Annotated in this window: 18 protein-coding genes; 15 read left to right on the forward strand and 3 right to left on the reverse strand. The window is 46.9% G+C overall.

Annotation, left to right across the window (positions count from 1 at the left end; genetic code table 11):
• Positions 1–5 precede the first annotated feature (5 nt).
• From PAEAM_RS02910 to PAEAM_RS02930, 5 genes are all read left to right on the forward strand, one after another.
• Positions 6–1004, forward strand: coding sequence for a phosphate/phosphite/phosphonate ABC transporter substrate-binding protein (locus tag PAEAM_RS02910; protein WP_481856102.1), 999 nt, complete (start codon positions 6–8; stop codon positions 1002–1004).
• Between the two features lie 177 nt (positions 1005–1181).
• A complete protein-coding gene (gene phnC, locus PAEAM_RS02915) occupies positions 1182–1979 on the forward strand; it encodes a phosphonate ABC transporter ATP-binding protein (RefSeq protein WP_017690382.1) in 798 nt (265 codons plus the stop codon).
• Positions 1976–2827, forward strand: coding sequence for a phosphonate ABC transporter, permease protein PhnE (phnE, locus tag PAEAM_RS02920; protein ID WP_100526572.1), 852 nt, complete (start codon positions 1976–1978; stop codon positions 2825–2827). The genes phnC and phnE (PAEAM_RS02920) overlap by 4 nt, the downstream gene beginning before the upstream one ends.
• Complete coding sequence (phnE, locus tag PAEAM_RS02925; protein WP_100526573.1) at positions 2824–3630, forward strand: phosphonate ABC transporter, permease protein PhnE; 807 nt, start codon at positions 2824–2826, stop codon at positions 3628–3630. The genes phnE (PAEAM_RS02920) and phnE (PAEAM_RS02925) overlap by 4 nt, the downstream gene beginning before the upstream one ends.
• A 319-nt stretch (positions 3631–3949) precedes the next feature.
• Positions 3950–4210, forward strand: a complete 261-nt coding sequence (locus PAEAM_RS02930; protein ID WP_100526574.1) for a hypothetical protein — start codon at positions 3950–3952, stop codon at positions 4208–4210.
• A gap of 483 nt (positions 4211–4693) precedes the next feature.
• On the opposite strand, the gene PAEAM_RS02935 is transcribed toward PAEAM_RS02930, so the two are convergent.
• The gene (locus PAEAM_RS02935) at positions 4694–7480 is read right to left on the reverse strand and encodes a DUF5689 domain-containing protein (RefSeq protein ID WP_481856103.1); all 2787 of its coding nucleotides are present in this window, start codon (positions 7478–7480) and stop codon (positions 4694–4696) included.
• A gap of 221 nt (positions 7481–7701) precedes the next feature.
• On the reverse strand, positions 7702–8178 hold the full coding sequence (locus PAEAM_RS02940; RefSeq protein WP_100526576.1) for an RNA polymerase sigma factor: 477 nt from the start codon (positions 8176–8178) through the stop codon (positions 7702–7704).
• 211 nt (positions 8179–8389) lie between these two features.
• On the opposite strand from PAEAM_RS02940, the gene PAEAM_RS02945 reads away from it, so the two are divergent.
• From PAEAM_RS02945 to PAEAM_RS02980, 8 genes are all read left to right on the forward strand, one after another.
• Entirely contained in the window at positions 8390–9103 is a 714-nt protein-coding gene (locus PAEAM_RS02945) for a response regulator transcription factor (RefSeq protein WP_100526577.1), read from the forward strand.
• Complete coding sequence (locus PAEAM_RS02950) at positions 9100–10566, forward strand: sensor histidine kinase (protein WP_100526578.1); 1467 nt, start codon at positions 9100–9102, stop codon at positions 10564–10566. The genes PAEAM_RS02945 and PAEAM_RS02950 overlap by 4 nt, the downstream gene beginning before the upstream one ends.
• A complete protein-coding gene (locus PAEAM_RS02955) occupies positions 10563–11726 on the forward strand; it encodes a hypothetical protein (RefSeq protein ID WP_100526579.1) in 1164 nt (387 codons plus the stop codon). The genes PAEAM_RS02950 and PAEAM_RS02955 overlap by 4 nt, the downstream gene beginning before the upstream one ends.
• 216 nt (positions 11727–11942) lie before the next feature.
• Positions 11943–12626 (forward strand): ABC transporter ATP-binding protein, encoded by a 684-nt coding sequence (locus tag PAEAM_RS02960; protein WP_100526580.1) that lies wholly within the window; start codon positions 11943–11945, stop codon positions 12624–12626.
• Positions 12627–12644: 18 nt separating this feature from the next.
• A complete protein-coding gene (locus tag PAEAM_RS02965; protein WP_100526581.1) occupies positions 12645–14015 on the forward strand; it encodes an ABC transporter permease in 1371 nt (456 codons plus the stop codon).
• A gap of 28 nt (positions 14016–14043) precedes the next feature.
• Positions 14044–15120: an efflux RND transporter periplasmic adaptor subunit gene (locus PAEAM_RS02970; RefSeq protein ID WP_100526582.1), complete on the forward strand. Its 1077-nt coding sequence runs from the start codon at positions 14044–14046 to the stop codon at positions 15118–15120.
• 570 nt (positions 15121–15690) lie between these two features.
• Positions 15691–18135, forward strand: a complete 2445-nt coding sequence (locus PAEAM_RS02975; protein ID WP_207765548.1) for a glycoside hydrolase family 6 protein — start codon at positions 15691–15693, stop codon at positions 18133–18135.
• Between the two features lie 854 nt (positions 18136–18989).
• On the forward strand, positions 18990–21326 hold the full coding sequence (locus PAEAM_RS02980) for a rhamnogalacturonan lyase (RefSeq protein WP_100526605.1): 2337 nt from the start codon (positions 18990–18992) through the stop codon (positions 21324–21326).
• Between the two features lie 202 nt (positions 21327–21528).
• On the opposite strand, the gene PAEAM_RS02985 is transcribed toward PAEAM_RS02980, so the two are convergent.
• A complete protein-coding gene (locus PAEAM_RS02985) occupies positions 21529–22155 on the reverse strand; it encodes a histidine phosphatase family protein (protein WP_100526583.1) in 627 nt (208 codons plus the stop codon).
• A 181-nt stretch (positions 22156–22336) separates the two neighbouring features.
• On the opposite strand from PAEAM_RS02985, the gene PAEAM_RS02990 reads away from it, so the two are divergent.
• Both PAEAM_RS02990 and licT read left to right on the forward strand, forming a co-directional pair.
• Positions 22337–23353 (forward strand): AraC family transcriptional regulator, encoded by a 1017-nt coding sequence (locus PAEAM_RS02990; protein WP_100526584.1) that lies wholly within the window; start codon positions 22337–22339, stop codon positions 23351–23353.
• Positions 23354–23636: 283 nt separating this feature from the next.
• On the forward strand, positions 23637–24488 hold the full coding sequence (gene licT, locus PAEAM_RS02995; RefSeq protein ID WP_100526585.1) for a BglG family transcription antiterminator LicT: 852 nt from the start codon (positions 23637–23639) through the stop codon (positions 24486–24488).
• Positions 24489–24559 lie beyond the last annotated feature (71 nt).

Below are 24559 nucleotides of genomic sequence, written 5' to 3' on the forward strand. Positions count from 1 at the left end.
ACTCTTTGGAGGGTGTTCGTTTGAAGAAGTCTGCTTTATTTTTACCATTGTTGATTTTGGTTCTGTTTCTGAGTGCTTGTGGGTCTAGCAGTAGTACAACAGGTTCGTCTAACGGGGATAATTCGAGTTCGAATGCATCCGGTACGTCTACGGCAGAGACAGAGAAAGCTGTCGAAGGTTATGTGCCAACTGAACTGACGGTTCAATTTGTTCCTTCCCAGAACGCAGATACGCTTGAAGCCAAAGCGAAACCGCTGGAGAAGTTGCTTGGTGACAAACTGGGCATTCCGGTAAAAGTCAGCGTATCCACCGACTACAACACAATTATTGAAGCAATGGCTTCCAACAAAGTAGACGTAGGTTTCTTGCCTCCGACAGCTTATGTACTGGCTAAAGAAAAAGGCGCTGCGCAGGTTATCTTGCAAGCACAACGTTTCGGTGTAAATGATGAGACAGGTGCTCCAACCGAAGAGTTGGCGGATTCCTATAAATCCATGTTCATTGTAAAAAAAGACTCTCCGATTCAATCCATCGAGGACCTTAAAGGTAAAAAAGTCGCTTACCAAAACGTAACGTCTTCCGCAGGTTATGTATGGCCAGCAGGTCTGTTGCTGGACAGGGGCATTGATCCATTAAAAGATGTAACACCTGTAACGTTGAAAGGTCATGACCAAGGTGTTATCGCTGTATTGAACGGTGACGTTGATGCAGCAGCTATTTTCCAAGATGCCCGCAACACGGTAGCTAAAGACTATCCGACTGTATTTGAAGATACACGTGTACTGGCGTTCACTGAGCCTATTCCTAACGATACCATTGCCGTTCGTACAGACATGAATGCAGATTGGACTGCGAAGATCAAACAAGCCTTCATCGATATCGGTAAAGATACTGAAGGTCACCAGATCATCAAAGAAATCTATACGCATGAAGGTTATGTAGAGTCCGATGATAGCAAGTTTGAGATCGTTCGTCAGTATGGCGAAAAAGTGAAGGGTGAATAATTCTGATCTAAAAGTAGTTCGGGATTTGTTCACTTTGTAGTAGCTTTCTTGGATGGGAACAGCTTAATCGTAGCAATGGACAGGCCAGTTCAGCGTGATCTACGCTGCGCTGGCTTGTGCCATTATAGCAAGGACTCATGTATGGTTGATCATTATGAATGAAAGAAGGATATTGTCATGATTGAGCTTCATAACGTTACCAAAACTTACGCTAACGGCACCAAGGGCCTGGATAATATTAATCTGAAATTTGAGCAGGGTGAATTCATTGCTGTTGTGGGTCTGTCCGGTGCTGGTAAATCAACGCTCTTACGCTCCATTAACCGACTGCACGACATTAGTGAGGGCGAGATTCTGATTAACGGAAGTTCCATCACGAAGGCACAAGGCAAACGGCTACGCATGATCAGACGTGACATCGGCATGATTTTCCAGAGTTTCAATCTGGTGAAACGCTCTAGTGTACTACGTAACGTACTCGCTGGACGCGTTGGATATCACTCCACCATGCGTACCATTATGGGTCGTTTTCCAAAAGAGGATATTGAACTGGCATTCACTGCACTGGATCGTGTGAATATCTCGGAGAAAGCTTATTCCCGTGCAGATCAGTTGTCTGGTGGACAACAACAACGTGTGGCTATTGCCCGTGTACTGGCACAGGAAGCAAAAATCATACTGGCCGACGAACCGGTTGCTTCACTTGACCCGCTTACAACCAAACAAGTCATGGATGACCTGAAACGCATCAATCAAGACCTTGGGATTACGACCATCGTCAACCTTCACTTTATTGATCTGGCGAGAGAGTATGCGACCCGTATTGTCGGATTGCGAGCTGGTGAGGTCGTATTCGACGGTCCGGTGGAAGAGGCAACGGATGAGCGCTTTGCAGAAATATACGGCAGACCGATTCTGGCTGACGAATTGCTGGACAAGCAGGCTGTGCATGAGCAGGAAGAAGTTGTGGTATGAAGGGGCAGTCCAACGTTCCACTTCAGAATTCAGGTGGAGTGGGGAAGGAACCTGGTTCCAGCCCGGCTCAGGTTGTGAATCGCCCAAAACCGCCTGGGCGTACGAAACATTTGCTCACCTTAGTGATCATTTTGCTCCTTCTGTGGGCCAGTGCCAAGCAGACGGATGCCAGCTTCACGGAGTTGTTTGAAGGTTTTCCCAACATGCTGGATCTGCTGAAGGAGATGTTCCCACCACGCTGGACATACTTCGATAACATTGTTCAAGGCATGCTGGAAACGATCCGGATGGCCCTGATTGGAACAACTATTGGTGCCATTATTGCGATTCCGATCTCGATCATCTGTGCCGGTAACCTGATGCCGAGTCGCTGGATCTACTATCCGGCACGCTTTCTGCTCAACCTGATTCGGACAGTGCCGGATTTGCTACTTGCTGCTTTGTTCGTTGCTGTGTTTGGTTTGGGGCCAATCCCCGGAATCTTGGCACTGGCTGTGTTCTCGGTAGGTCTGATTGCAAAGTTGACCTATGAGACGCTGGAAACCATTGATCAGGGGCCACTGGAAGCGATGACGGCTGTTGGTATGAACCGGATTCAGCTCATTGTATATGGCGTGGTGCCGCAACTGGCTGCCCAGTTCACATCCTATGTGCTGTATGCCTTCGAAATTAATATACGTGCCGCTGCCATTTTGGGACTGGTGGGAGCCGGAGGAATTGGACTCTACTATGAGGCAACACTTGGATTCCTGGAGTATGACAAGACCAGCGTAATCATTCTCTTTACCCTCGTCATTGTTCTGGTCATTGATTATGTAAGTACTAAGCTGCGGGAGAAATTGCTATGATGAAAAATGAAACAAGCCGCATCCGGCCTAAACCACGGAAGAACCCGCTTCGCTGGGTCATTGTGTTACTGCTGATCCTTGTGTATGTCTGGGCGCTTGCCGGTGTACCATTTACTGGTTTCAAGGAAACCGCCGCTCAGATTATGAAGGCTATTGTAGCCGGGATATTCTCACCGGACTGGGAGTTTGTATATTTGCCTGAGGGAGAAGACTTGCTGCGCGGACTGCTAGACACGTTGGCAATCTCCGTACTAGGTACTGTAATCTCGGCCGTGCTCTGTATTCCGTTTGCATTCTGGTCTGCCCGTAACATGAGTGGTCATCGTTCCATCTCGGGTGCAGGTAAAATGGTACTTAGCTTCATCCGTACGTTCCCTGAGATTATCATGGCCTTGTTGTTCATTAAGGCAGTAGGTCCCGGATCGTTTGCAGGAGTACTCGCCCTTGGATTGCACTCCATCGGCATGTTAGGCAAATTGTACGCGGATGAAGTTGAAAATATCGACTATGGCCCATCTGAGGCGCTGCTCGCCTCCGGAGCCAATCGTATGCAGCAGTTGTGGTTTGCGATCCTGCCACAGGTTATGCCTGGCTTCCTGAACTATACATTGTATCGTTTTGAGATCAATGTACGTTCCGCAACTATACTGGGTGTAATTGGAGCAGGGGGGATTGGTACACCGCTGATCTTTGCATTGAGCACCCGAAACTGGCCGCGAGTAGGTATAATCCTGCTGGGTATTATCGTGATGATCACGATTATTGACTTGATCTCGGGGTATATTCGTAAGAAGCTGGTGTAGGATTAATGTGGTGCTACGAATATATCAGATGAAAAATTAAGATAAGTTGATAGCGTAAGAAGAGAGGGCTATTCGGTGCCAGAATATGGGCAGGGATAGTCTTTTTTTTGTGTCTGCAAATAAACAACGGTGCGTTCTTGTTGCTCAGCTAACCGTTGAGGAATAAGAGAATTCCAAGAATATGTATAAAGATGATTGAATTATTTTCCATTTACATGTAAGATTAATAGGTTTCTATATAAAGGGAATTAAGGATATTAATCAATACTCCTCTTAGATATCCATATTAAGAAGTGAGTTTTCAAAAGGAAGGTGACCTATGGAATTATTTCAATATATATGGATTGGGTTTATGGTACTCCTACTATTATACAGAATGATCTTTCAGAAGTTTAAAAAACATAACAAAGAAAATATTGGACTCAGTGTGATCCTGATCATTTTCACGGGAAGCGGTTATACGTTTACACAGATGAACTTGATTTTTGTCATTAGTGTCATCGCCGTCGCCGCTTATTTTGCTGTATGGAACAGCATTCTATTTGTTAGAAATGGATATGAGCCCGAACGTTTGAAATAAACCCGTTCTGCATCGGGGATAAAGAATTTAAACAATGTAGCATAACCTTGCGGGAGCTGGGCTAACGAACCTGAGAGTCCCTATTTTGCCTTATAAGGCATCACTGGAATTCTAACGAATCGTAGTGGCGCTATTTGTTGCGTTTTGCCCGAATTAACCCTTTGGAAACTGAAATGTAGTTAAATAGCGATGCTGAGGTTCGTTAGATTTTAAAATTTGTCCAAAATGGCCGAATAAGGTCTGTCAGGTTCGCTAGCATTAGGAAAGTGAAACGACTAGGAGAGTCCTTAGTGTAAGTGAGTACTTTCTTGTCAGAGGTCCAGTATCTACTTTCTGGACAGTGGTTCAATGTCTGCTTTCTGGAAAATGTCCAACTGTACTCAGTCAAAAAAAAACCGAAACCATGTTGCCCTGTGAATCAGGCAATGTTGGTTTCGGTTTTTTTAGTTGCTTGGTTAAACGTTAGGCTTCTTTAACTGAGACTTAGCTAGCCAAGGGCAATGCTTTGGTTACTTGAACCGTAATCGTCTCGGTGCTGGTTACGCCTGCGGCGTTGATCAGCTCAGCACGGTACGTATACGTTCCGTTAGCGCGACCCGACAATTCAGTTGTAGCACTTTGAGAAGCTGGTGTTGCCGCGTTCAACGCTTGTGTATCAATCAATACATCATTCTCATAGAGACGGTATTCCGTTGCGTTTGTACCCCACCAGAGGTTCATGGATACGTTATAGTTGCCGTCACCATCCCAGTTGTTTTGGGACAACGTAGCTTTGCCTGGAGCGGCATTGGTTACTTGTACCGTCAGCACGTCACTGCGTGTTGTGCCTTTGTCATTGGTCAACTCCGCTACGTAGGTATACGTGCCGTTGGCTTTACCTGTAATGGCGGTTTTGGAGGACTGAGCCGATGGTGAAGCCGCAGTCAACTTCTGCGTATCGATCAGAACGCCGTTCTCATACAGTTTGTACTCAGAACCATTTTCGCCCCACCAGAGGTTCATGCTTACGTTGTACGAACCTTCGAACAGGCCAGTGGTATATCCATTATCAGAAGAAAGCACCGGTTTACCCGGTGCTCCTGCAGCTGGAGTGGAAGGCACTTCGCCGCCACCTTGCTCTTCAGCAGGTACAAAATCATTCAAACTTCTAGGTTTCAATTGATATACATCTTTGAAAATAGCGGAAACGCCTGTGATATCGATTTTGTCACCAGCAGCATAAGGGAAGGAAGTCTCCGTCACACCTGTACGGGTGTCTACACGGATGTGTGTGCTCGTTCCATCTGCTGCTACCGCGTCGAATTCAAAAGATCCAACGGGTGTAGCACTGATGATATTCTCAATCGTTACATTTTTCAATTGAACCAGTTGACCTTGGTTCGCATCTGTAATTGCAGTGACCTCGATTGGAGCAGGTACGGAAGCCGTACCTGTTTTCTCAATCGCAACGATATCGGTAAGCTCGAACTCGCTGTTATAGATGGTTGTTGCTGCCGTTACTTTCACCTTGTCACCTGCATGGAAGCCGCTAGTATGCTGGAATACGTAGATTCCGGCAGTTTCATCTTGAAGATAGAAGGCTTGTCCACCAAATGCACCCGGCTCTGTCGTCACAACACCTTCGATGGTTACGGTAGTGCCAGCAGCTTTGGTACGTGCTTCAGCAACTGTGATCGCTGCTGGAATTGGTCCTTCTTCTTCCGGAAGCTGTTCTGCTGGCACATTGCCAACAGTCACGGCATTGGTGATCAGGTTGCTGCCGTTCAGACGCAGACGCAAGCTCGCAGCGCCAGTTGTACCCGGTTTAATACGGACGTTCAGATCTTTGATCCCGCGACCTTGGCTGTCCGAGGTTACACTGAATGTGGAGCTGTAGCCGTACGAAGTCGGCCAAGTACCACTTTCATTCTGGATCATGGCGACCTGTGTTCCGCCAGTCAGATAGATACCGGCACTATAACCGGATACGGTTGTGTTAGGAGCCATATTCTCCACAACTACACGAATCTGGAAGTCTTCTGCATTCGGAAGGGTATCCTGTTTCACGAAGCTGTAAGCGGCGTTCGCGCTGGATGCAGGTCCACCGTAAGAACCAGCCTTAAACGTGGAACGATCGTACCACTTATATCCGGCAGCAGGTGCGGCCCAAGGTTCAGCCTGTGGTTCTGTGGAAGCAGCCGGTTCTTCAAATGGCAACAGCGTTGTAGCTGTGTCCAGTTCGAGTCCGTTCACTTGAGTTAGATCCGTGTAGTTCTCTTGTGTAGCAAGCCAGTTCACGGTATTCACGAGCAACACGGCATCATCAACTTCTTTAAAACCGTCATAAGTTGTTTTGCGTGTGCCTGTCTCTTCACGCAAGTATTTTGGTGATGCATCTTCCACTGGAGAGGAGTCACCGATGAAGGCAGCCTTACCTGCGCCCAGCTTGGATACGGCTACATAAGGACCTTCTTCGATCCCGCCACCGTTGTAAACACCTTGGTCTACCGCGTTATTCCATTTTGCGTTAGTTTTTGGCAAGTACACAATACCTTTTGCCTTTTCCGGATCGGTGATTGCGAGTGTTGAACCTGCGTGCATGGCTACACCCGATACGCCTTCTGTGATGCCGAAAGCTTGATCTGACGGTACGACGATATTAGCGTTGATATCGCCAAGTGCGTTATAGCGGAATCGTACGCCGAAGTTATCAGACAACCAGTCCGAGCTGGTTATATTTTGCATCGCTTCAGAATTACGCTCATCTGTGCTCATACCTTTGGCCGGATCTTCGAATGCTCCCCGACGATAGCCATTGATGACTTCAGAGCCATCCCATCGGTTTTTATTACGGTCTGCATTATAGTGATCTCCAACGAAGAAGATGCTGCCGCCCGTTTCAACATATTGTTTCAGTGCTGCTTGTTCGGATGTTTTGAAAGGAATTTGAGGCTCTGCAATAACGAATACGTTATACTCTTTCAGATCATCATAGGTAAATGGAGTTGTCTTGCGAAGTTCTTTGACATAGTAACCATCATTCGCGAGTGCATTCCCGAAGTCGGAGAAACCACCATCAATGACCCAGTCTGCAGCTCCAGCCGTTTGGCCGTGAGAGTTGTCGAACAATACTTTTTTACCTGCATTTTGGTTCACAACCTTTGCCTGGATGAACGGTGCCGGGTCTGTCGGTCCTTCCGCATGAACCGATGCATCTCCGTTCCATAATCCGACCTGAAGCGGCAAAGCCATGGACAATGCCAGGAGTGATTTTAAAAATACTCCTCGCATACCTGTTAATTTACCCAACCAAATCCCTCCTAAATATTAGTTGATTCATGAGTTCGTCCATATTCTACCACATGAAAATCTCACATAGTCATAACAATTTGTAAAAATTAACTCGATATTTGTAAAATTGGGTCTTTTGACATATCCGTAGGTATTTCGGTCCGTCTTCATTTATCCAATCTACCCTCGTATATTGCTTTCGGCATAAAAAAAGCCATCTCTTATGAGATGACTTTGGCCCGAATTCGATTGACGGCATGGAAGACAGAGGATTTAATCATGCCTTCACTGCGATTCACCAGCTCTGCCGTTTCCTTAATGGAGTATCCATGGATGAGGCGAAGTTCTAATATTTTACGATGTTCGGTGTTGTTAATATGGGAAACAAGATCATGAACACCTTCGCTAATTTCAAGGTGGGATGTATCGACGTGATGGGTAGGTACCTCCAGACGGCTGTCTCGTCTAAGTGTACGGGTCCGCCTGCGGAAACTGTCCATCGCCAGGTTACGGGCAATGCGTTTGAGATAATAGAGAAGCCGATCTTCAGGGATATCCACGGTAACGTTCATTAGTCGAATGAAACAATCCTGTGCCAGATCTTCTGCATCTTGCGGTTGTTTGACGATATGGGATAGATACCTCGTGATTTCTGATTTATAGTTGATATAAGCATCATTTACTTGTGTGCTGTTCATATGATGTGAATCCCCCTTGGATACAGATCAGGCTTGGGTCCGGTCTGGTATGAGTCTCTTATGATCCAAGTATATCGGGTGGTTGTTTCCAAAAGGTTCAGAGTTGTATCGGAGTTGTAACATTTCGTGCTTCCCTCTATTCAAGCATACGGCTTGGGATACAAAATATAGGCAGATGAAATTCATAGAGCAGGGAGATTACGAAGGTATCATGAGACAAAAAGAGATTTTAATTATTGAGGACGAGGAGTCCATTCGCGATATTTTGTCCTATTCGTTACGTAAGGAAGGATTTGAGATCAAGGAAGCAGCTACGGGAAAAGAGGGTCTGGATCTGCTTCGGGATTCGAAGCCGGATCTGATTTTGCTGGATCTGATGCTGCCAGACATGAGCGGTTTTGATGTGTGCAGGCAACTATCTGTGAACTCCAAGATACCTGTCATCATGATCACTGCGAAGTCGGACATGCTGGACAAGGTACTTGGCATGGAGCTTGGGGCGGATGACTATATCACGAAGCCTTTTGATATCCGTGAGGTGGTTGCGCGCATTCGGGCGATTTTTCGCCGGATTGATCTGATCAGCGAGACACTGGAGAATCAGTCCTATGAGGTGGTAAGGCTAGGCAAGCATATTGAGATCCGCAAGGATGAACGGGAAGTGTGGAAAGACGGGGAACGGGCCGGACTCACGAATAAAGAATATGATCTGTTGTTATTTCTCGTGGCCCATCATCGTAAGGTGCACACACGTTCTGAACTGCTGGACAAGGTATGGGGATTTGATTTTGCAGGGGATACCCGAACGGTGGACATTCATGTGCAACGGATTCGCAAGAAACTGGATAGTGGTGTGCAAGGCATTTCGATGATTGAAACGGTATTCGGTGTGGGGTACAAGCTGAATATTCAGGTACAGACATGAAGTGGACGATCCAGTTCAAAATGGTGGTTTTATTCTCGGTCATTGTATTTATCGGATTTTCCGTCCTGCTGATTCTGTCCAATAAGGTAGCTCAGGAGAATATGTACCGGGAAGTGCATGAGGATATGGTGCAATCCAAAAGAAATCTGGACATCGCGCTGAATCAGTACTTCCTGATTCATAACAAACGCATGAGCAGAGACTCGCTCGAAGCCGGAAGTCGCGAGCTCGCGGAGCAGATTGGTTCAGCCGTTGGCGGGAAGATTACGGTATACCGTCCCGATGCTTCGCCCTACGGATCTGTTGGCAGCGAGGTTAACGTCGCTAAGCGGTCTGACCATCCTGATGTGGAGGCAGCCATACATTCCCGGATTGCTTACACCACAGTTGTGGATAAGGGCCATGTCACAGCCAGTCTGTCCTTCCCGCTCCAGATGGATCAACAATTGATTGGAATCATACAGATGAAGAAGGATTATACGGAGTTGTTCAAACGCAACCTTCGTTTTCAAAATACGATCAAGTTTTTTGCAGCAGTTATTTTCGTATTTGTATTTATCGCATCCATCTTTATTTCCCGGAAAATTACACAACCTATCCGTGTACTCACGAAACGTTCTGCGGAAGTGGCCCAGGGGAGTCTGAATGCGGACATTCAGATTACAACCAAGGATGAGATCGGTGAACTGGCTTCAAGCTTCACCATCATGATTGATCGGGTACGGGAGCAGATTGATGTGATTGAGCGAGAGCGGGACGAAGTGAAGCAAGTACAGGCGCGGAGCAAAGTTTTTTTTGACAATGTGACACATGAATTGAAGACACCCTTAACGACGATTCTGGGATACGCCCAGATTTTACGGGATAACGGATTTACCGACCAGGACTTTTTTGACAAGGGCATGAATTATATCATCAAGGAAAGCCAGCGTCTCAACACGATGGTTGCAGATATTCTGGAAGTCTCGGTCTCCTCTGCGGTCATTCAGGCATACCGGTTCGAACGTATCAATATATCGGATATTATTCGTGAAGCTTGTGAGGACATGTCGATTAAGGCGGGCAAGTACAATATAGGCATTCACTATGAGCTGGAGGAACATCAGTATTTACAGGGAGATCGGGATAAGTTGAAGGAGGTCTTCCTCAATATCCTGGATAATTCGGTCAAGTACAGTGATGTGAACTCCATTATCGAAGTACAATCCTTCCGGTTAGGTGATTCTATCGCTATTGTGATCCGTGATCAGGGGGAAGGAATCGGTGCTGAAGCGCTCCAACATGTATTTGAACCCTTTTACCAGGATAAAGGAATCAACAGGGCCGAGAAAGGCAGTGCCGGGCTAGGTTTGTCTATTGTGAAGAACATCGTTGAGCGTCATGGAGGAACAGTGGAGATGAAGAGCATCATGCGGGAAGGGACACAAGTGAATATCAGTCTTCCGGGGGAAATGAACGCATGAGACATCCTGGATTTTGGCGTAAAAACCGTGATAGATTGATGCTGTCAGGGTTGTTGATCGCATTTGTCAGCGGAATTTTCGGGATTGGCAGCCTGTTCAGTCTCGGAAATCTCAAGCCTAGAACAGTAATTTTGCCAAGTGAGCAATTCAACAGCCGTCTGGCGCCACCACCGAGCAGTACGATTCAGATCGAGTCGGCTACCAAGATTCCAAATGACTTTGCGATCTTTGATTTTGAAGTGGTAGACCGGAACACGATTATATTAAATCAACCGGAATTTTCCTATTCAGGACTCAAGCTGTCTCTCCTGCATCTGGATGATAAGGAAGTGAAAAACATTGCGGCTAATACGGATTACGGTGTAACGATCAGCCCGGATCACAAGAAAATCATTTACTCCCAGTATCGGGCAGGTCAGACGCAGAAGACAACGTATGAGTATATGATACAGAGCGGGGAACGTCGCAAGCTTCCGTACGACAACTCGTATTATCGAGTGTTTGTAGGAAACGACTCCTACATCGGTCAGGATGATCTGTTATTTAAACAAGTTGATCTGAGCCAGGGGACAAGTCATGTCATCTACACGTATGAAGAGCTGATGAGCATGTTCACAGGACCAAAACAAGGGAAAGGTTCGAGTGATACGTTTATCGTTATGGATGTGTTGCAGGTCAGTGAGGATCACCAACAGTTTTATATACTGGTGATGCTGAAAGACAAGTATGCCATCTATCGTGTATCGCTTGAGGATGAGCATGAAGTGAAGGCGTATGCTGCAATGGAAGACATTCAACAGTACAAGTTGCTGAAAAATGGTGACATGCTCATCCAGGGAACGATGAATAAGGTACAGGGGCTGTATCGGTATCATGCAGCAGAGGGGCAGTATGATCTGTTATTACAAGGTTCGATCTGGAGCTTCGATCTGGATGCAGATGAATCCCGAATAGCTTACTTTTTCCCGATGGACAGTCAGAATCAGAAAAATGAGTTGCATGTTGCCTACCTGAATGACAGCAAGATTTCGTCGGATACGGTGATCTATCGCAATATTGATAACTTCGTCAGTCTGAAATGGAATGACGATGAATTATTTGCTGTAAGCAGCTCAGTGGATAAAAGTGAAATGTACCGCTTTAGTTTCAGAGCCTGGTAAGCTGCGGAAAGCATACGAATATTAGAGACCTTGGTCTGATGGAGCGATAGCTGCTCTGCGGACAAGGTCTTTTTGTTATGACATGTTACAAGTTGGATACAACTCGGGCCAGCCCGGATACATCTCCACCCTATAATGAAGAGGGAATGTGCTACGCGAATCTTTACGTAACAACCTCTGTACATATTTAGCAAGTAGAAGGGAAGACATGTAGCAATGCTTCAAGTTGAACAATTATCCCACTCGTTCCGCAATGGCCAGGGAACCGTGCCAGTGCTTCAGGATATCAACCTGACGATTGGAGAAGGCAAGATGGTAGCCCTGTTGGGCAGTTCTGGTTCGGGTAAATCCACACTGCTGAATTTGATGGCGGGGCTGATGAAACCGGATCAGGGCAAGATTCTAATTGCGGGACAAGATATTGTACGTTTCAGTGAAAATCGCCTGGCTGAGTTCAGGCGCAGTCATATCGGGTTTATTTTTCAATCCTATGAACTGCTGTCCAATCTTACGATCCGGGAAAATGTAGAATTACCCTTGGTGTTTATGGGGATAAGCCCTTCGAAACGCAAAGCAAAAGCATTGAAGCTGCTGGAACAGGTTGGACTGGGTGAAAAAACAAAATTGTTCCCGTCCCAGTTGTCGGGCGGTCAACAACAACGTGTCAGTATTGCACGTTCGCTCATTACCGAACCCTCAGTGATCTTTGCAGATGAGCCAACGGGAAATTTGGATACCGAGACGGAGGAAGAGATCATTGCGATTTTGCAGCAGCTAAACCGGGATATGAATACAACCTTTGTCATTGTGACACATGAAGCAGAGGTCGCGGAGCGGATGCAAGTTGTGCTTACCCTGCAACATGGAATATTGGTTGAAGAGGCTGTAAGGGAAGTTTGAGGCAAAAGGAGAGGAAATGTGAGAATACGGGATGTAGCACGTATGGCCTGGGGACAGATCATTCGCAGAAAAATGGTCACACTGCTGTGCATGATGGGGCTGTCCATCGGTTCTGCCGCCATGATCATTGCACTTAGCGTGGGGCAGTCCGTACAGACCTATAGCGAGAAAACATTGAACGACAATTACAAGATGGATGAAATTACGATTACGCCTAATGAGGGCATTCGTACCGGCAACGGCAAGGGGAATGGTCAGACATCGAAGTTTGAACGGGGAGCATTGACGTTGGAAAAGATTCAGATTATCCAAAGACTTCCCCATGTGGTTGCCGTGGCTCCCATGTTAAAGCTGGATTCGCTGGAAATGGTGCTTCCGGATGGTCGCAGCACGTATGTTGAGGTCATTGGTACCCAGCTGGAGACCCTGGGCGGGTTTGGATACAAGTATGCTGAGGGACGTGGGGCAGAGGATGGTCGTATGGCGGTAACCAGTTATGGGGCTGCATTTGGACTCGTGGACCCCAAAGTAACTCAGAAGTTATTCGAGCAGTTGAATGCTGATCCATATAACAATGAGCTTTTGGAGCAGTTTACGGAAATGTCTGCGAAGCAGGATCAGTTGGTTCAGCAGCTGGTTCAGTTCCGATATGAAGATTATGCGAATGCGAGCAAAACCAAAATGAGTGGTTCTATACGCGTGTCTGGCGAACTGATGAAGCCTTCCAACATGGATGATATGAGCGCTCAAAACGATAAAAAAGTATATCTGCCGCTCGATACAGCTCGTGCATTGCAGGATGAGCTTGGATTACAGCAGGCCGACAGCAGTGCGGCCAAGCATCTTAACTCAGCTCTGGTCAAGGTTGAGGATAAACGTTATGTATCCCAGGTGGAAGAACAGATTAAAAAGCTGACGTTAAACACACAGAGTAATCTGTTCCAAGAGGAAGCGATGGCAGGTCAATTGGCGATGTACCAAAAAGCGGCATTGGGGATCGGTGGTTTTATCATGCTGCTGGCCTCATTATCCATTATTGTAGCGATGATTATGTCTACGCATCAGCGTCGTAAACAGATTGGTGTGATGAAGGTGCTGGGCGCAAATCTGTGGCAGATCCGTCAGATGTTTATTACGGAAGCAGCGATGCTTGGATTAATGGGCGGCGTGGCTGGTGTGGGGATTGCGTTTGCTGCCCTCGGCGGGGTGAACAGTCTGCTGGCGAGTCAGATGGCAGATCAGATGAATGGTCCGATGACCGTCGTTATTCAGCAGTCGGCTCTGCCACTTGGCATCGTTTTTGCTGTTCTGGTTGGCATTGTATCGGGTATATATCCGGCAATCAGCGCATCTCGGACCAATGCATTAACTGTGATCAAATCAATGTAATTTTATCAGCGAAAGGGAAATTGGGCACATGAAGAAATGGATTAAAATTATCATCACTGTTGTACTTTTGGCAGGTGCAGGATACTGGCTGTATGAAAAGTACAAGCCAAAACCGGAGGCGCCTATAGAGATTCCACCCCCGATTACCTTTGATGTGACACAGGAAACGATGACGCAAACGATACAGGTGAAGGGGAAATCCGTATACACCGATCAGACGGATATCTTCGCTCCGTATGCTTCCAACATCAAGCAGTGGCACGTGAAAAGTGGTGAGCAGGTGAGCAAAGGCGATATCCTGTTTACCCTCGATACTTCCACGTTACAAACGGAAGTAGAACAGTTGCAGAGTGATCTGGAGAAAGCTCAGCTGGAAAACAAGATGAATCAGGTTACCCTGGATCAGGCGAATATGAGTGAGACCCTTGGCGTGACGGAAGAGGAGCGCAAGAAGGCATTTGCAGATCGGGAAGGTAAACGCCTGACGAATGAATTGAACCAAAAAGCGTTGGTCCTCAAGGAGAAGGAGATACAGAAAAAGCAGGCAGTTATAAGTAAGTCTGTTGTGTATGCTTCCGCTTCCGGTATATTTCAGATGAATGAAGAGGATAGCAAGACACGTGCGGTGACGGAAGGACAGCTGATCGGGTCCATTACAAACATCAGCAAACTGAAATTTATGACGATTGTTGGTGAGGAAGAAATGTTCAGGCTTAAGGTGGGCATGCCAGTTAAGGTGCGAATGACAGCGCAGAAAGACCTGCAATTCACCGGGAAGGTGAGTAAGGTGTCCAAATTCGCCCGCAAGAGTACCGATACGGACCTCAAGCAAGCTTCACAGTTTGATGTGGTCATTGATCTGAAGCCGGACGCCAGAATGTATGGAGGCGTGAGTCTGGAAGGCGATATCGAGACAATGCGGAAGGATAAAGTGACGGTAGTGTCCAGCCTCGCGATCATGCGGGATCAGACCGAGCCTTACGTACTGTTAGACAAAGGCAATGGACAGACCGAGTCGCTGACGATCCAGGCTGGAATGGAATCGGGGGACAAGACAGAAGTAGTTAGTGGCTTGAAACCGGGAGATATTGTCGTTTTGCCTTAGATGTAGGAATATAAGAACAAGACATTATATGTAATGACTAGCTAGACGAACGGTTAATTCGGCATTGTAAAACACGAGGTTCATTGTGGCAGATTGCCACGATGGACCTCGTGTGTCTTTTGGAGCAAGGGATGTCCAGATTCCTGCCTGAATTATGGAAAAAAATATAATTAAATTTATATAATTCAATTTACAGTAAAATTTACATGTCGTATAATCAGAACATAAGGAGGTGACACCGAACATCATGTTTGTAGATGGATAGGCGAAGGCCTTTTTTTTAACCGTTTGAAGAAAGCGCTTACCCAATTTAGGATTCAGACATCCCATAAGTCATTGTTCACACTTCTTCATGTCTAACACACGTTCAACCACACCCACCATATTATACTCATTCACATGATTCGCCCTCACACACCATTTGTTTGCTCCAGATTACAGTGATACAACCATTTCTTTTGGAGGTGATACAACCAACTCATCCGAACGTTCTCTTCGTGCTAAGCATCATAATGACACAGAGGATCAGACATGAGTACAACCCAATCTAACTAAAGGAAAGGTGGAACTATGAAGACTAAATTGAAAACCAAATCAAGAGGTAAGAAGATCCTGCGCAAAGGTGTAAAGCAAATGTTGGCAGCAACGCTACTCGCGGCGGGGATTTTCCCTGGACTGTCTCCCGGCTTGGCTCAGGCGGCTGAAGCACATGTGGATAATCCATTTGTAGGGGCAACGGCCTATCTGAATCAGGACTATTCAGCTCTCGTGGATACATCCATTGCACTGACCAACGATGCGTCGTTGAAGGCCAAGATGGAGACCATCAAATCGTATCCAACCGCAGTATGGGTTGACCGGATTGCTGCAATCTATGGCGGTACGGACAACGCTGGTCGCAAAAGTGTAGAGCAACATCTTGATGCCGTTCTCGCTCAAAAGAAACCGGGTACACCGATCACCGCTTCATTTGTTATTTACAATCTGCCCGGACGGGATTGTCATGCACTTGCATCGAATGGTGAGCTTCCACTAACACAGGCGGCACTGCAGACCTATAAAACGGATTATATTGATGTGCTCGCAGATATCTTCGCAGATCCGAAGTATCAGGATATTCGCATTATTGCTGTCATTGAACCGGACAGTCTGCCTAACCTTGTGACCAACCTGAGTACACCAGCTTGTGGTCAAGCCAGCTCAACAGGTATCTATGAGGCGGGTGTGAAGTATGCATTGGACAAGCTGCACGCCATTCCAAATGTGTACAACTATCTGGATATCGGCCACTCCGGCTGGCTTGGATGGGATAACAACCGTTCTGCAGCAGTCGCGCTGTATACAAGTGTTGTGCAAGGGACAGCCGCAGGTCTGAGCAGTGCAGATGGCTTCATTACAAATACAGCAAACACTACACCGCTGGGGGAGCCGAACCTGTCTAACCCTGATCTCAATATCGGTGGACAACCGATTAAATCTGCCAAGTTTTATGAGTGGAATCCTTATTTTGACGAAACCGATTTCACCGCTGCGCTGTATGCTGATTTCGTACAAGCTGGCTGGCCAAGCAGCACAGGTTTCCTGATTGATACTAGCCGGAATGGGTGGGGCGGGGTAGACCGTCCAGCATCTGCTACGGGCAGCAACATCAACGATTATGTGAATTCTGGACGTGTAGATCGTCGGGAGCATCGGGGGAACTGGTGTAATGCCAGTGGTGCAGGTATTGGTGAAGCACCTAAGGCTGCACCAGGACCAGCGCATCTGGATGCTTATGTATGGGTGAAACCTCCGGGTGAATCCGATGGCTCCAGCTCCGAAATTCCGAATAACGAAGGCAAAGGTTTTGACCGGATGTGTGATCCAACCTTCACAACTCGGGATGGTGTATTAACAGGTGCATTGCCTAATGCTCCGGTATCGGGTCACTGGTTCCATGATCAATTCGTGGCACTGGTGAAAAACGCATTCCCTGTACTTCCTGCAAGTAACGGTGGAGGTAATCCTCCGGGCGGAACAACAGCTCCGGCAGCACCAGCAGCATTGACAGCTTCTGCCGGTAACGCTCAGGTCTCCTTGACGTGGACTGCTTCTACAGGGGCTACAAGTTATAGTGTGAAGCGGGCACTGAGTGCATCAGGTCCATTCACAACAGTTGCAGCTAATGTAAGTGGAACATCTTACAGCAACACCGGTCTGATCAATGGTACAACCTATTATTATGTGGTAACGGCAACAAATGCAGTAGGTGAAAGTGTTAACTCTGCAACAGCAACAGCTACACCTGTTGCAGGTGTTACGGCGCCAGCTGCACCGACTGCTCTCACAGCAACTGCAGGCAATGCGCAGGTGAGCCTGACGTGGACAGCTTCTACAGCTGCAACAAGTTATGATGTGAAACGCGCACTGAGTGCAACAGGTCCGTTCACAACGATCGCGGCGAATGTGAGTGGTACGTCCTACACCAACACTGCCCTGACGAACGGCACAACGTATCATTATGTGGTAAGTGCAGTGAATGCAGCAGGGCAAAGTGCCAATTCTGCTGTAGCTTCCGCGACACCTCAAAGTGTCGTTGTACCAACGAGTGATCTTGTCGTGCAATATCGTGCTGGAGATACCAATGCTCAAGATAGCCAGATCAAACCGTATTTCAACATCAAAAATCTGGGTAGTACTGCTGTGAATCTGAGTGATCTGAAGATCCGGTATTACTTCTCCAAAGAAGGCTCGGCTGCGATGGATTCTGCCATCGATTACGCTCAAGTTGGCGGAGCCAATATCCAGCGGACCTTCACAGACTCGTACGTTGAGCTGAGCTTCACATCTGGCGCTGGCAGCATTCAGGCTGGTGGACAGACTGGAGACATCCAGCTTCGCATGTACAAAACAGACTGGTCTAACTTTGACGAGACTAATGACTATTCCTTCGATCCAACGAAAACATCCTATCAGGATTGGAACAAGGTAACACTCTACCAAGGTGGAAACCTGGTATGGGGCATGGAGCCTTAAACTTTATTTGTAACTGTCTTAACCGCGATCCTCTGTGTGTTAGAGGATTGCGGTTTTTTGCTATGCATTACAAGAGTCATTCTAGATTGAAGTTCTCACATGAAAATGTATTTAGAATCGCTTGAAGATCCGTAATTAGGATGTGAGAGCGGATATATTAAGCTGGGCTGTCCTCTGGTTATGAAAATAATCAGGGGGAGGGGGCGGCACTATTTCTTTTCTAACGAACAGAGGGCACGCTATTTAGTTGAATTGATACAGTTGAAAATTCTAACGAATCGTAGACACGCTATTCAGTTAATTTGGGTGGATTTTGCCCCGTTTAGACCCGTTTTGGTCCAAATAAGGTTACTGAGATTCGTTAGAATTCGTTGTTGGAGTTTAACGTCCCAATAGGGTGTGTGTGATTCGTTAGAAAAACTTGGCGGTGAGCTGAAATCACCCTTCCGACCGAAGCGTCATCGGGTTGATTTCCCAAATGACTCCTAAAAACACTGATTATTAATCGTTTTGGACGGATATTTGCCTAGGGTCTGGCAGGCAGGATGTCTATAATAGAACCCGATGGGCGGGATCGCCTCGCTCGGATTGGAAAGAGAATGGAAGGGGGACCGAACTCTGGTAGTCGGGCAAGCTGATTTCTCTTTTTTAATTTTGTAAGCGTAATCATTTTGGGTCGAAACCTTCTTTCGAAGAAGGCCTCTATGAATTATCGAACGTCTAATCATCATCGATGTGTATAAGCGTTACCCATTCTGTCTCAAGGAGCGTGAAGGTAGATGAACTCAGGAACAACAACGCCGGTACATAAAGGATCGGTGTCAGGCCGGCAATTCGGTCGCAAGAAGGCTCGTATGCCACTTACAGCCAAGGTGCTCTCTTCGGCACTCAGCGTAGCTTTGCTCATTGGAGGAACAGCTGGTGTTACGGGAGCGGAAGCTTCGAACGGTAATGGGGCGACGGAGGCTGGCCTGCAATCACATAAGGGGGGCAGTCACGTGAAAGAGATTCAACTGGAATATCTGGATCGGGGTTTGGTGGCTGCATCGACATCTGAAGGTGTTTTTCTCAGTTGGAGATTGCTTGGTGACGAGGCCACAGGGTATAGCGACAAAGGGCTGACAGGTACGGACTTTAACGTCTATCGTGATGGTAAAAAGATCGCTACCGTCACCGACAGCACCAACTATGTAGATACCGCGGGCAAATCGTCTTCCCGTTATGAAGTGGCGGCGGTGAACAAGAAGGGCAAGGAGAGCAAACGCAGTGCATCCGTCAAACCTTGGGCGAACGGCTATGTGGACATTCCACTGCAAAAACCCGCTGATGGCGTGACGCCTGCGGGAGAAGCTTATTCGTATTCTGCCAATGACATGAGTGTGGGTGATGTGGACGGGGATGGCCAGTATGAGTTTTTCGTGAAGTGGGACCCTTCCAACGCCAAGGACGTATCGCAAAAAGGGTACACCGGTAAAACCTACATTGATGCTTACACCCTGGACGGTCAGTTGTTGTACCGGATCGATCTTGGGGTCAATATCCGTGCAGGTGCTCATTATACACAGATGCTCGTTTACGATTTTGACGGGGATGGCAAGGCCGAGATGATGTTCAAGACCGCTCCGGGTACGAAGATTATCAAATATAACAAAAAAGGAAAAGTAACATCCGAGAAGTACATCACGCTTCCGAAGCAGGATCGCAAGGCAGGGTACTCGAACGAAGATGATTATCGTTTAAGTGCGGATGGTTACTACGATCATGTGGTGGATATGTTCAGAAACTGGCATAAACACGATGAGGTTGTGAAGGGGAACTGGCCTGCGACATTGGAAGAAGCTTTTGGAATTGAGAAAAAATATAACTACCCATTATCTCAGCAAGATGCCGAGAGTCTGGCCGACTACTTCATTGATGTGTACGCAGTAGAACGCAGTAACCGCAATGAGCTGCGCAAGTTTGAAGGTTTTATTGTGGATGGACCGGAGTATGTTACGGTATTTGAAGGTAAATCAGGCAAAGAGCTGGAGACCATTCCATATGAACCCGAGCGTCATGATGATGGTCTGATGTGGGGCGATTATGCCATGGCACGGATTGAACCGGGGAATCGGGTGGACCGTTTCCTGGCAGGCGTGGCGTATCTGGACGGCAAGAAACCGTCTGCAATCTTTGCACGCGGATACTATACACGTTCAACGATGGTTGCCTACAATTGGGACGGCAAGAAGCTGAAAAAGGAATGGAAAGTGGACAGCGGCTGGACGCCAATGAAGAACCCATTCAATGACGGACCGCATGGTGTGGATGGCACAGATCCGCAGTATGGTTCCATCACCACTCAAGGTGCACACTATTTCAGTGTGGCGGATGTGGATGGAGACGGCAAACAGGAGATTATCTATGGCTCCGCCACGATTGATCATGACGGCAGTGTGCTATACAGCTCAACAGACCTGATGCCTGCCGAAAGTGCTGCACCGGGAACCATTGCCCGTCTGGGTCATGGGGACGCACTTCATGTGGCAGATATCGACCCGGATCGTCCGGGACTTGAAATTTTCATGGTTCACGAGGGTGGTCCGTGGGCGCCATACGGCTATTCCCTGCGTGATGCGAAGACCGGAGAAGTAATCTATGGTGGGTACACGGGGAAAGATACCGGTCGCGGCATGGTGGGTGATGTTGATCCGACTCGCCGTGGACTGGAGACATGGGCTGTAGATTTGTGGACAGCTAAGGGTGAGAAAATCAGTGATCAGATGCCGGGAACGAATATGAATATCCGTTGGTCTGCCGATATGACGACACAGATCGTAGATGGTGCGATTGATGTTACACCAACCATCAAAGACTGGAATCGTGGCACGTTGCTGACGGCAACAGGCACATTGACTAATAATCATACGAAAGGTACGCCTTCTCTCGTGGCTGATATCTTCGGGGATTGGCGGGAAGAGATGCTGGTGAGAACCACGGACAGTTCCGCGATTCGTATCTATCTGAGTACCGAGAAAACGGACCGCAAGTTGTACACGCTGATGCATGATGCGATGTATCGTGTGGGCATTGCCGGACAGAACAGTGGATACAATCAGCCGTCCTATCCGTCCTTTTACATGGCATCGGATATGGACTGGTCCAAAGTAACGCTACCTAAGTTCTACACGCCAGGTAAGGGCGGAAAGTAAGCAGACTGGATGAGCAATAGCAACATAACATGTGTTCATGATCAGGCTGTAACGTGACGCAGCGTCGTTAGTTTTAAGCGTTGGCATCGAAGCTTGGAAGCTCTGGAATCCCCATGTGTCTCGTCACATGGAGGTTTCAGAGCTTTTTTTACATGAAGATCTGAGGATAGAGCTTGGTGTGTTCCCAGCCATCCATGTTACGTCATTCTTTTACATCGTTAGAGTCTAGATGCACGGTAGAAGCGAACGCTTCAATGGTGTATTTACCTTGATCATGGATCAATGTGGTGATGGAGCACTCGGGGATCAATTGGTTCTGCATAGCTATAAAATCGGAATGCCAGACGTTAAGCTCGCGCTCGGTAAAGGTTTGCACCAGAAAATCAGTAATGAGTCCACCATGTGCAACCACAATAATGTTACTATTCTCTGGCTCTTCATTAGCCAATTCGGTTAGGAGGGAAGCCAGACGTTCACCTGCCTGTTTGGCCGAGTCTCCCACGGGTGGAATGTAATCTGGGTCAGACGTACATCGATCCCACATCGTAATGAATTCTTCGAATGACTGATTCGGGCAATCGCCCCAATTGGCACGTTCGCGCAGGCGAGGATCTTCGGTTATATGGGAATGGGTGTGGCGGGCAATCATACTTGCAGTTTCTCGGGCCCGTTGAAGTGGGCTGGTCAGGATTTTAGTAACGGGAAAGATAGCTCTGGCAAAATGAAGTGCTGTGGTTTCGGCTTGTAAAGCCCCTTGGGCAGTGAGGGAGACATCCCCGATTCGTCGTTCTTTGAGACCATGTCGCACCAATTGAAAGGTGGTACTCATGAGTGAAAACCTTCTTAAGTATAGACAGTTTACATAAAGGATTAGATGGTACACTAATTATATATTTATCTAATTAAGTAATGCAATGATGGTTTTAACGAAGACAGTTTATATTCAACCTACAGAATTGCTACAATGGAGAAAAGTTAGGATTGATCGTTGTAGGAATGGAGGTATGGATATGAGCATTACGAAGCACTGGACAGGAAGCCTGTATCAGGAGGCATTGCGAACAGAGGATTGCGGGCCGCGTTTCTACGCGTACTATTACAAGCAATGGGACAACTATCGTATGTCCTATCACCATCATGATTCGACGGAGATCATGTATATTATTTCAGGAATGTGCCAGGTGGATGTGCAGATGTCGGATGGGAGTTCGGAGCAGACCGTTTTGAAAAAAGGGCAGTTCATTATGTTAGATGCAGGTGTCCCGCATCGTTTGCTGGTGGAAGATGGTGTCCCTTGCCGGATGCTCAATGTGGAGTTTGGATTCTCCACCTCGTCTCCCGGACAGCTATCCATCCGCCAGCTTGCGCTGGAAGAGGAAGAGGTCGAAGCTTTACTCACTAATGCTTCGCCATATCTGGTACTGCCTGACCCGGAAGAAGTGTATCATATTATGAAAAGTCTGGTACTGGAACTCGATCAGCGTGGTCTACTGGAGCAGGGAAGATCAACTGTGCCGATGAAGATCATTCCACCAGAGGAAAGGTTGCATCACCGCGAAGCCCGGAATCTGTCGTCTCCTGAACAGGGTATGCTGGTGCGTACGCTGTTTATCCAGTTGCTGGTTCGTGTTGCACGTCTGCGCGGAGAAATGAGCCGGAGTGCGCCAGACCAGGCGGAACTGTACGTCAAACGAACCATTGAATTCATGCATCACAATATGGATCGTAACATTCAGATGAAGGATATTGCGGCAGCAGTCAATCTGCATCCAGGCTATTTACATCGCATTTTTCGTCAGCACACGCATCGGACACCGACCGACTACCTGACGATGCTTCGCATGGAGAAGGCCAAGATGTTGTTACAACAGACCAATATTCCCATCTCCGAAATTTCAGACTATGTGGGTGTGGGGAGTCGGCAGTATTTTCATATGCTTTTCAAAAAGTATACGGGTAAGACACCTGTTCAATACAGGGGTTCCATGGAGCGAATAGAGTGGAGCTACCCGGAGGAATCGGAGTAGGCGCAACACGTGGGGCTGACAAGGCATGGTAGAAACTAAATGTTGAACTGAAAGGGTATTCATGATATCCTTTGTTCAGAAGTAACAGATTCGTCGATAATGTAGTGGTTAATCTCATATATTCAGGATTGTGACTGTTCGGCAGGCGATACCTAAATTGTTCGTAGTAGACATGAGTTGTACATGTTGCTGCTTCAATTTAGGTTTTTTTTATGGGAGATTTTTTTGAAGTTTTAATGGAATATTAATGGGATGAGCGTGTGATGAGTTGGGGGTGATGCAGATGAAAATCAGGAAAATCTTTAATAACAATGTGATTTTACTGACGGATGATAACGGGGACGAAATGATCGTGATGGGAAAAGGGATTGGGTATAACAAACATAACAGTGATGTGATTGATTTCTCGCAGGTAGAGAAAAAGTTTGTGGTTGAAAAAGCAACATCTGACAAACTGATGGGTCTGATTGGTGAGATTCCAACAGAACATCTGGAGTTATCAAATGAAATTATTGAATACGCCGAACAACAGCTTGCCCTCAAATTCAGTGATAACATCTACATCACCCTGACGGATCATATCAGTTTCGCGATAAGAAGGTTTCCAGAAGGCATTATTGTCAAGAATGCTTTGCTGTGGGAGATCAAAAAGTTCTATGCAGCCGAGTATGAAGTTGCCCTGAATGCGCTGAACATTATTGAACAGAAAACAGATGTTAAACTGCCGGAGGATGAGGCCGGTTCCATTGCCCTACATTTTGTCAATGCACAGCAGCGTGGGCAGGATATGAAACAAACCTATCAAATGACTAAGATTGTTAATGATTTGGCGAATATTGTGAAATATCATTTTGGAATTAAACTGGACGAAAGCTCGATTAATTATAGCCGTTTCCTCACACATCTGCGGTATTTTGCTTACAGAATTCTACATGATGAGTTGATTCCGGAAGAGAGAGATTCTTTGTATGATCATGTAAAGGACAAGTACCCCGAATCGTATGCGTGCGCCAGAAAGATTAGAAACTACCTGGAGATTAATTACGAGAAGAAAACAACGAATGAGGAAATGGTTTATTTCATGATCCACATTCACCGGGTCACGAACCGTGAGCAGGATCTGGCGGAAGAATGAAGAAATACTGATACAACTATATATTAAGGGATTGTGACTGTTCGGCAGGCGAAACCTGAACTGAGGCTTGT

It is taken from the genome of Paenibacillus sp. GM1FR, from assembly GCF_002803315.1.
GTDB lineage: Bacteria > Bacillota > Bacilli > Paenibacillales > Paenibacillaceae > Paenibacillus > Paenibacillus amylolyticus.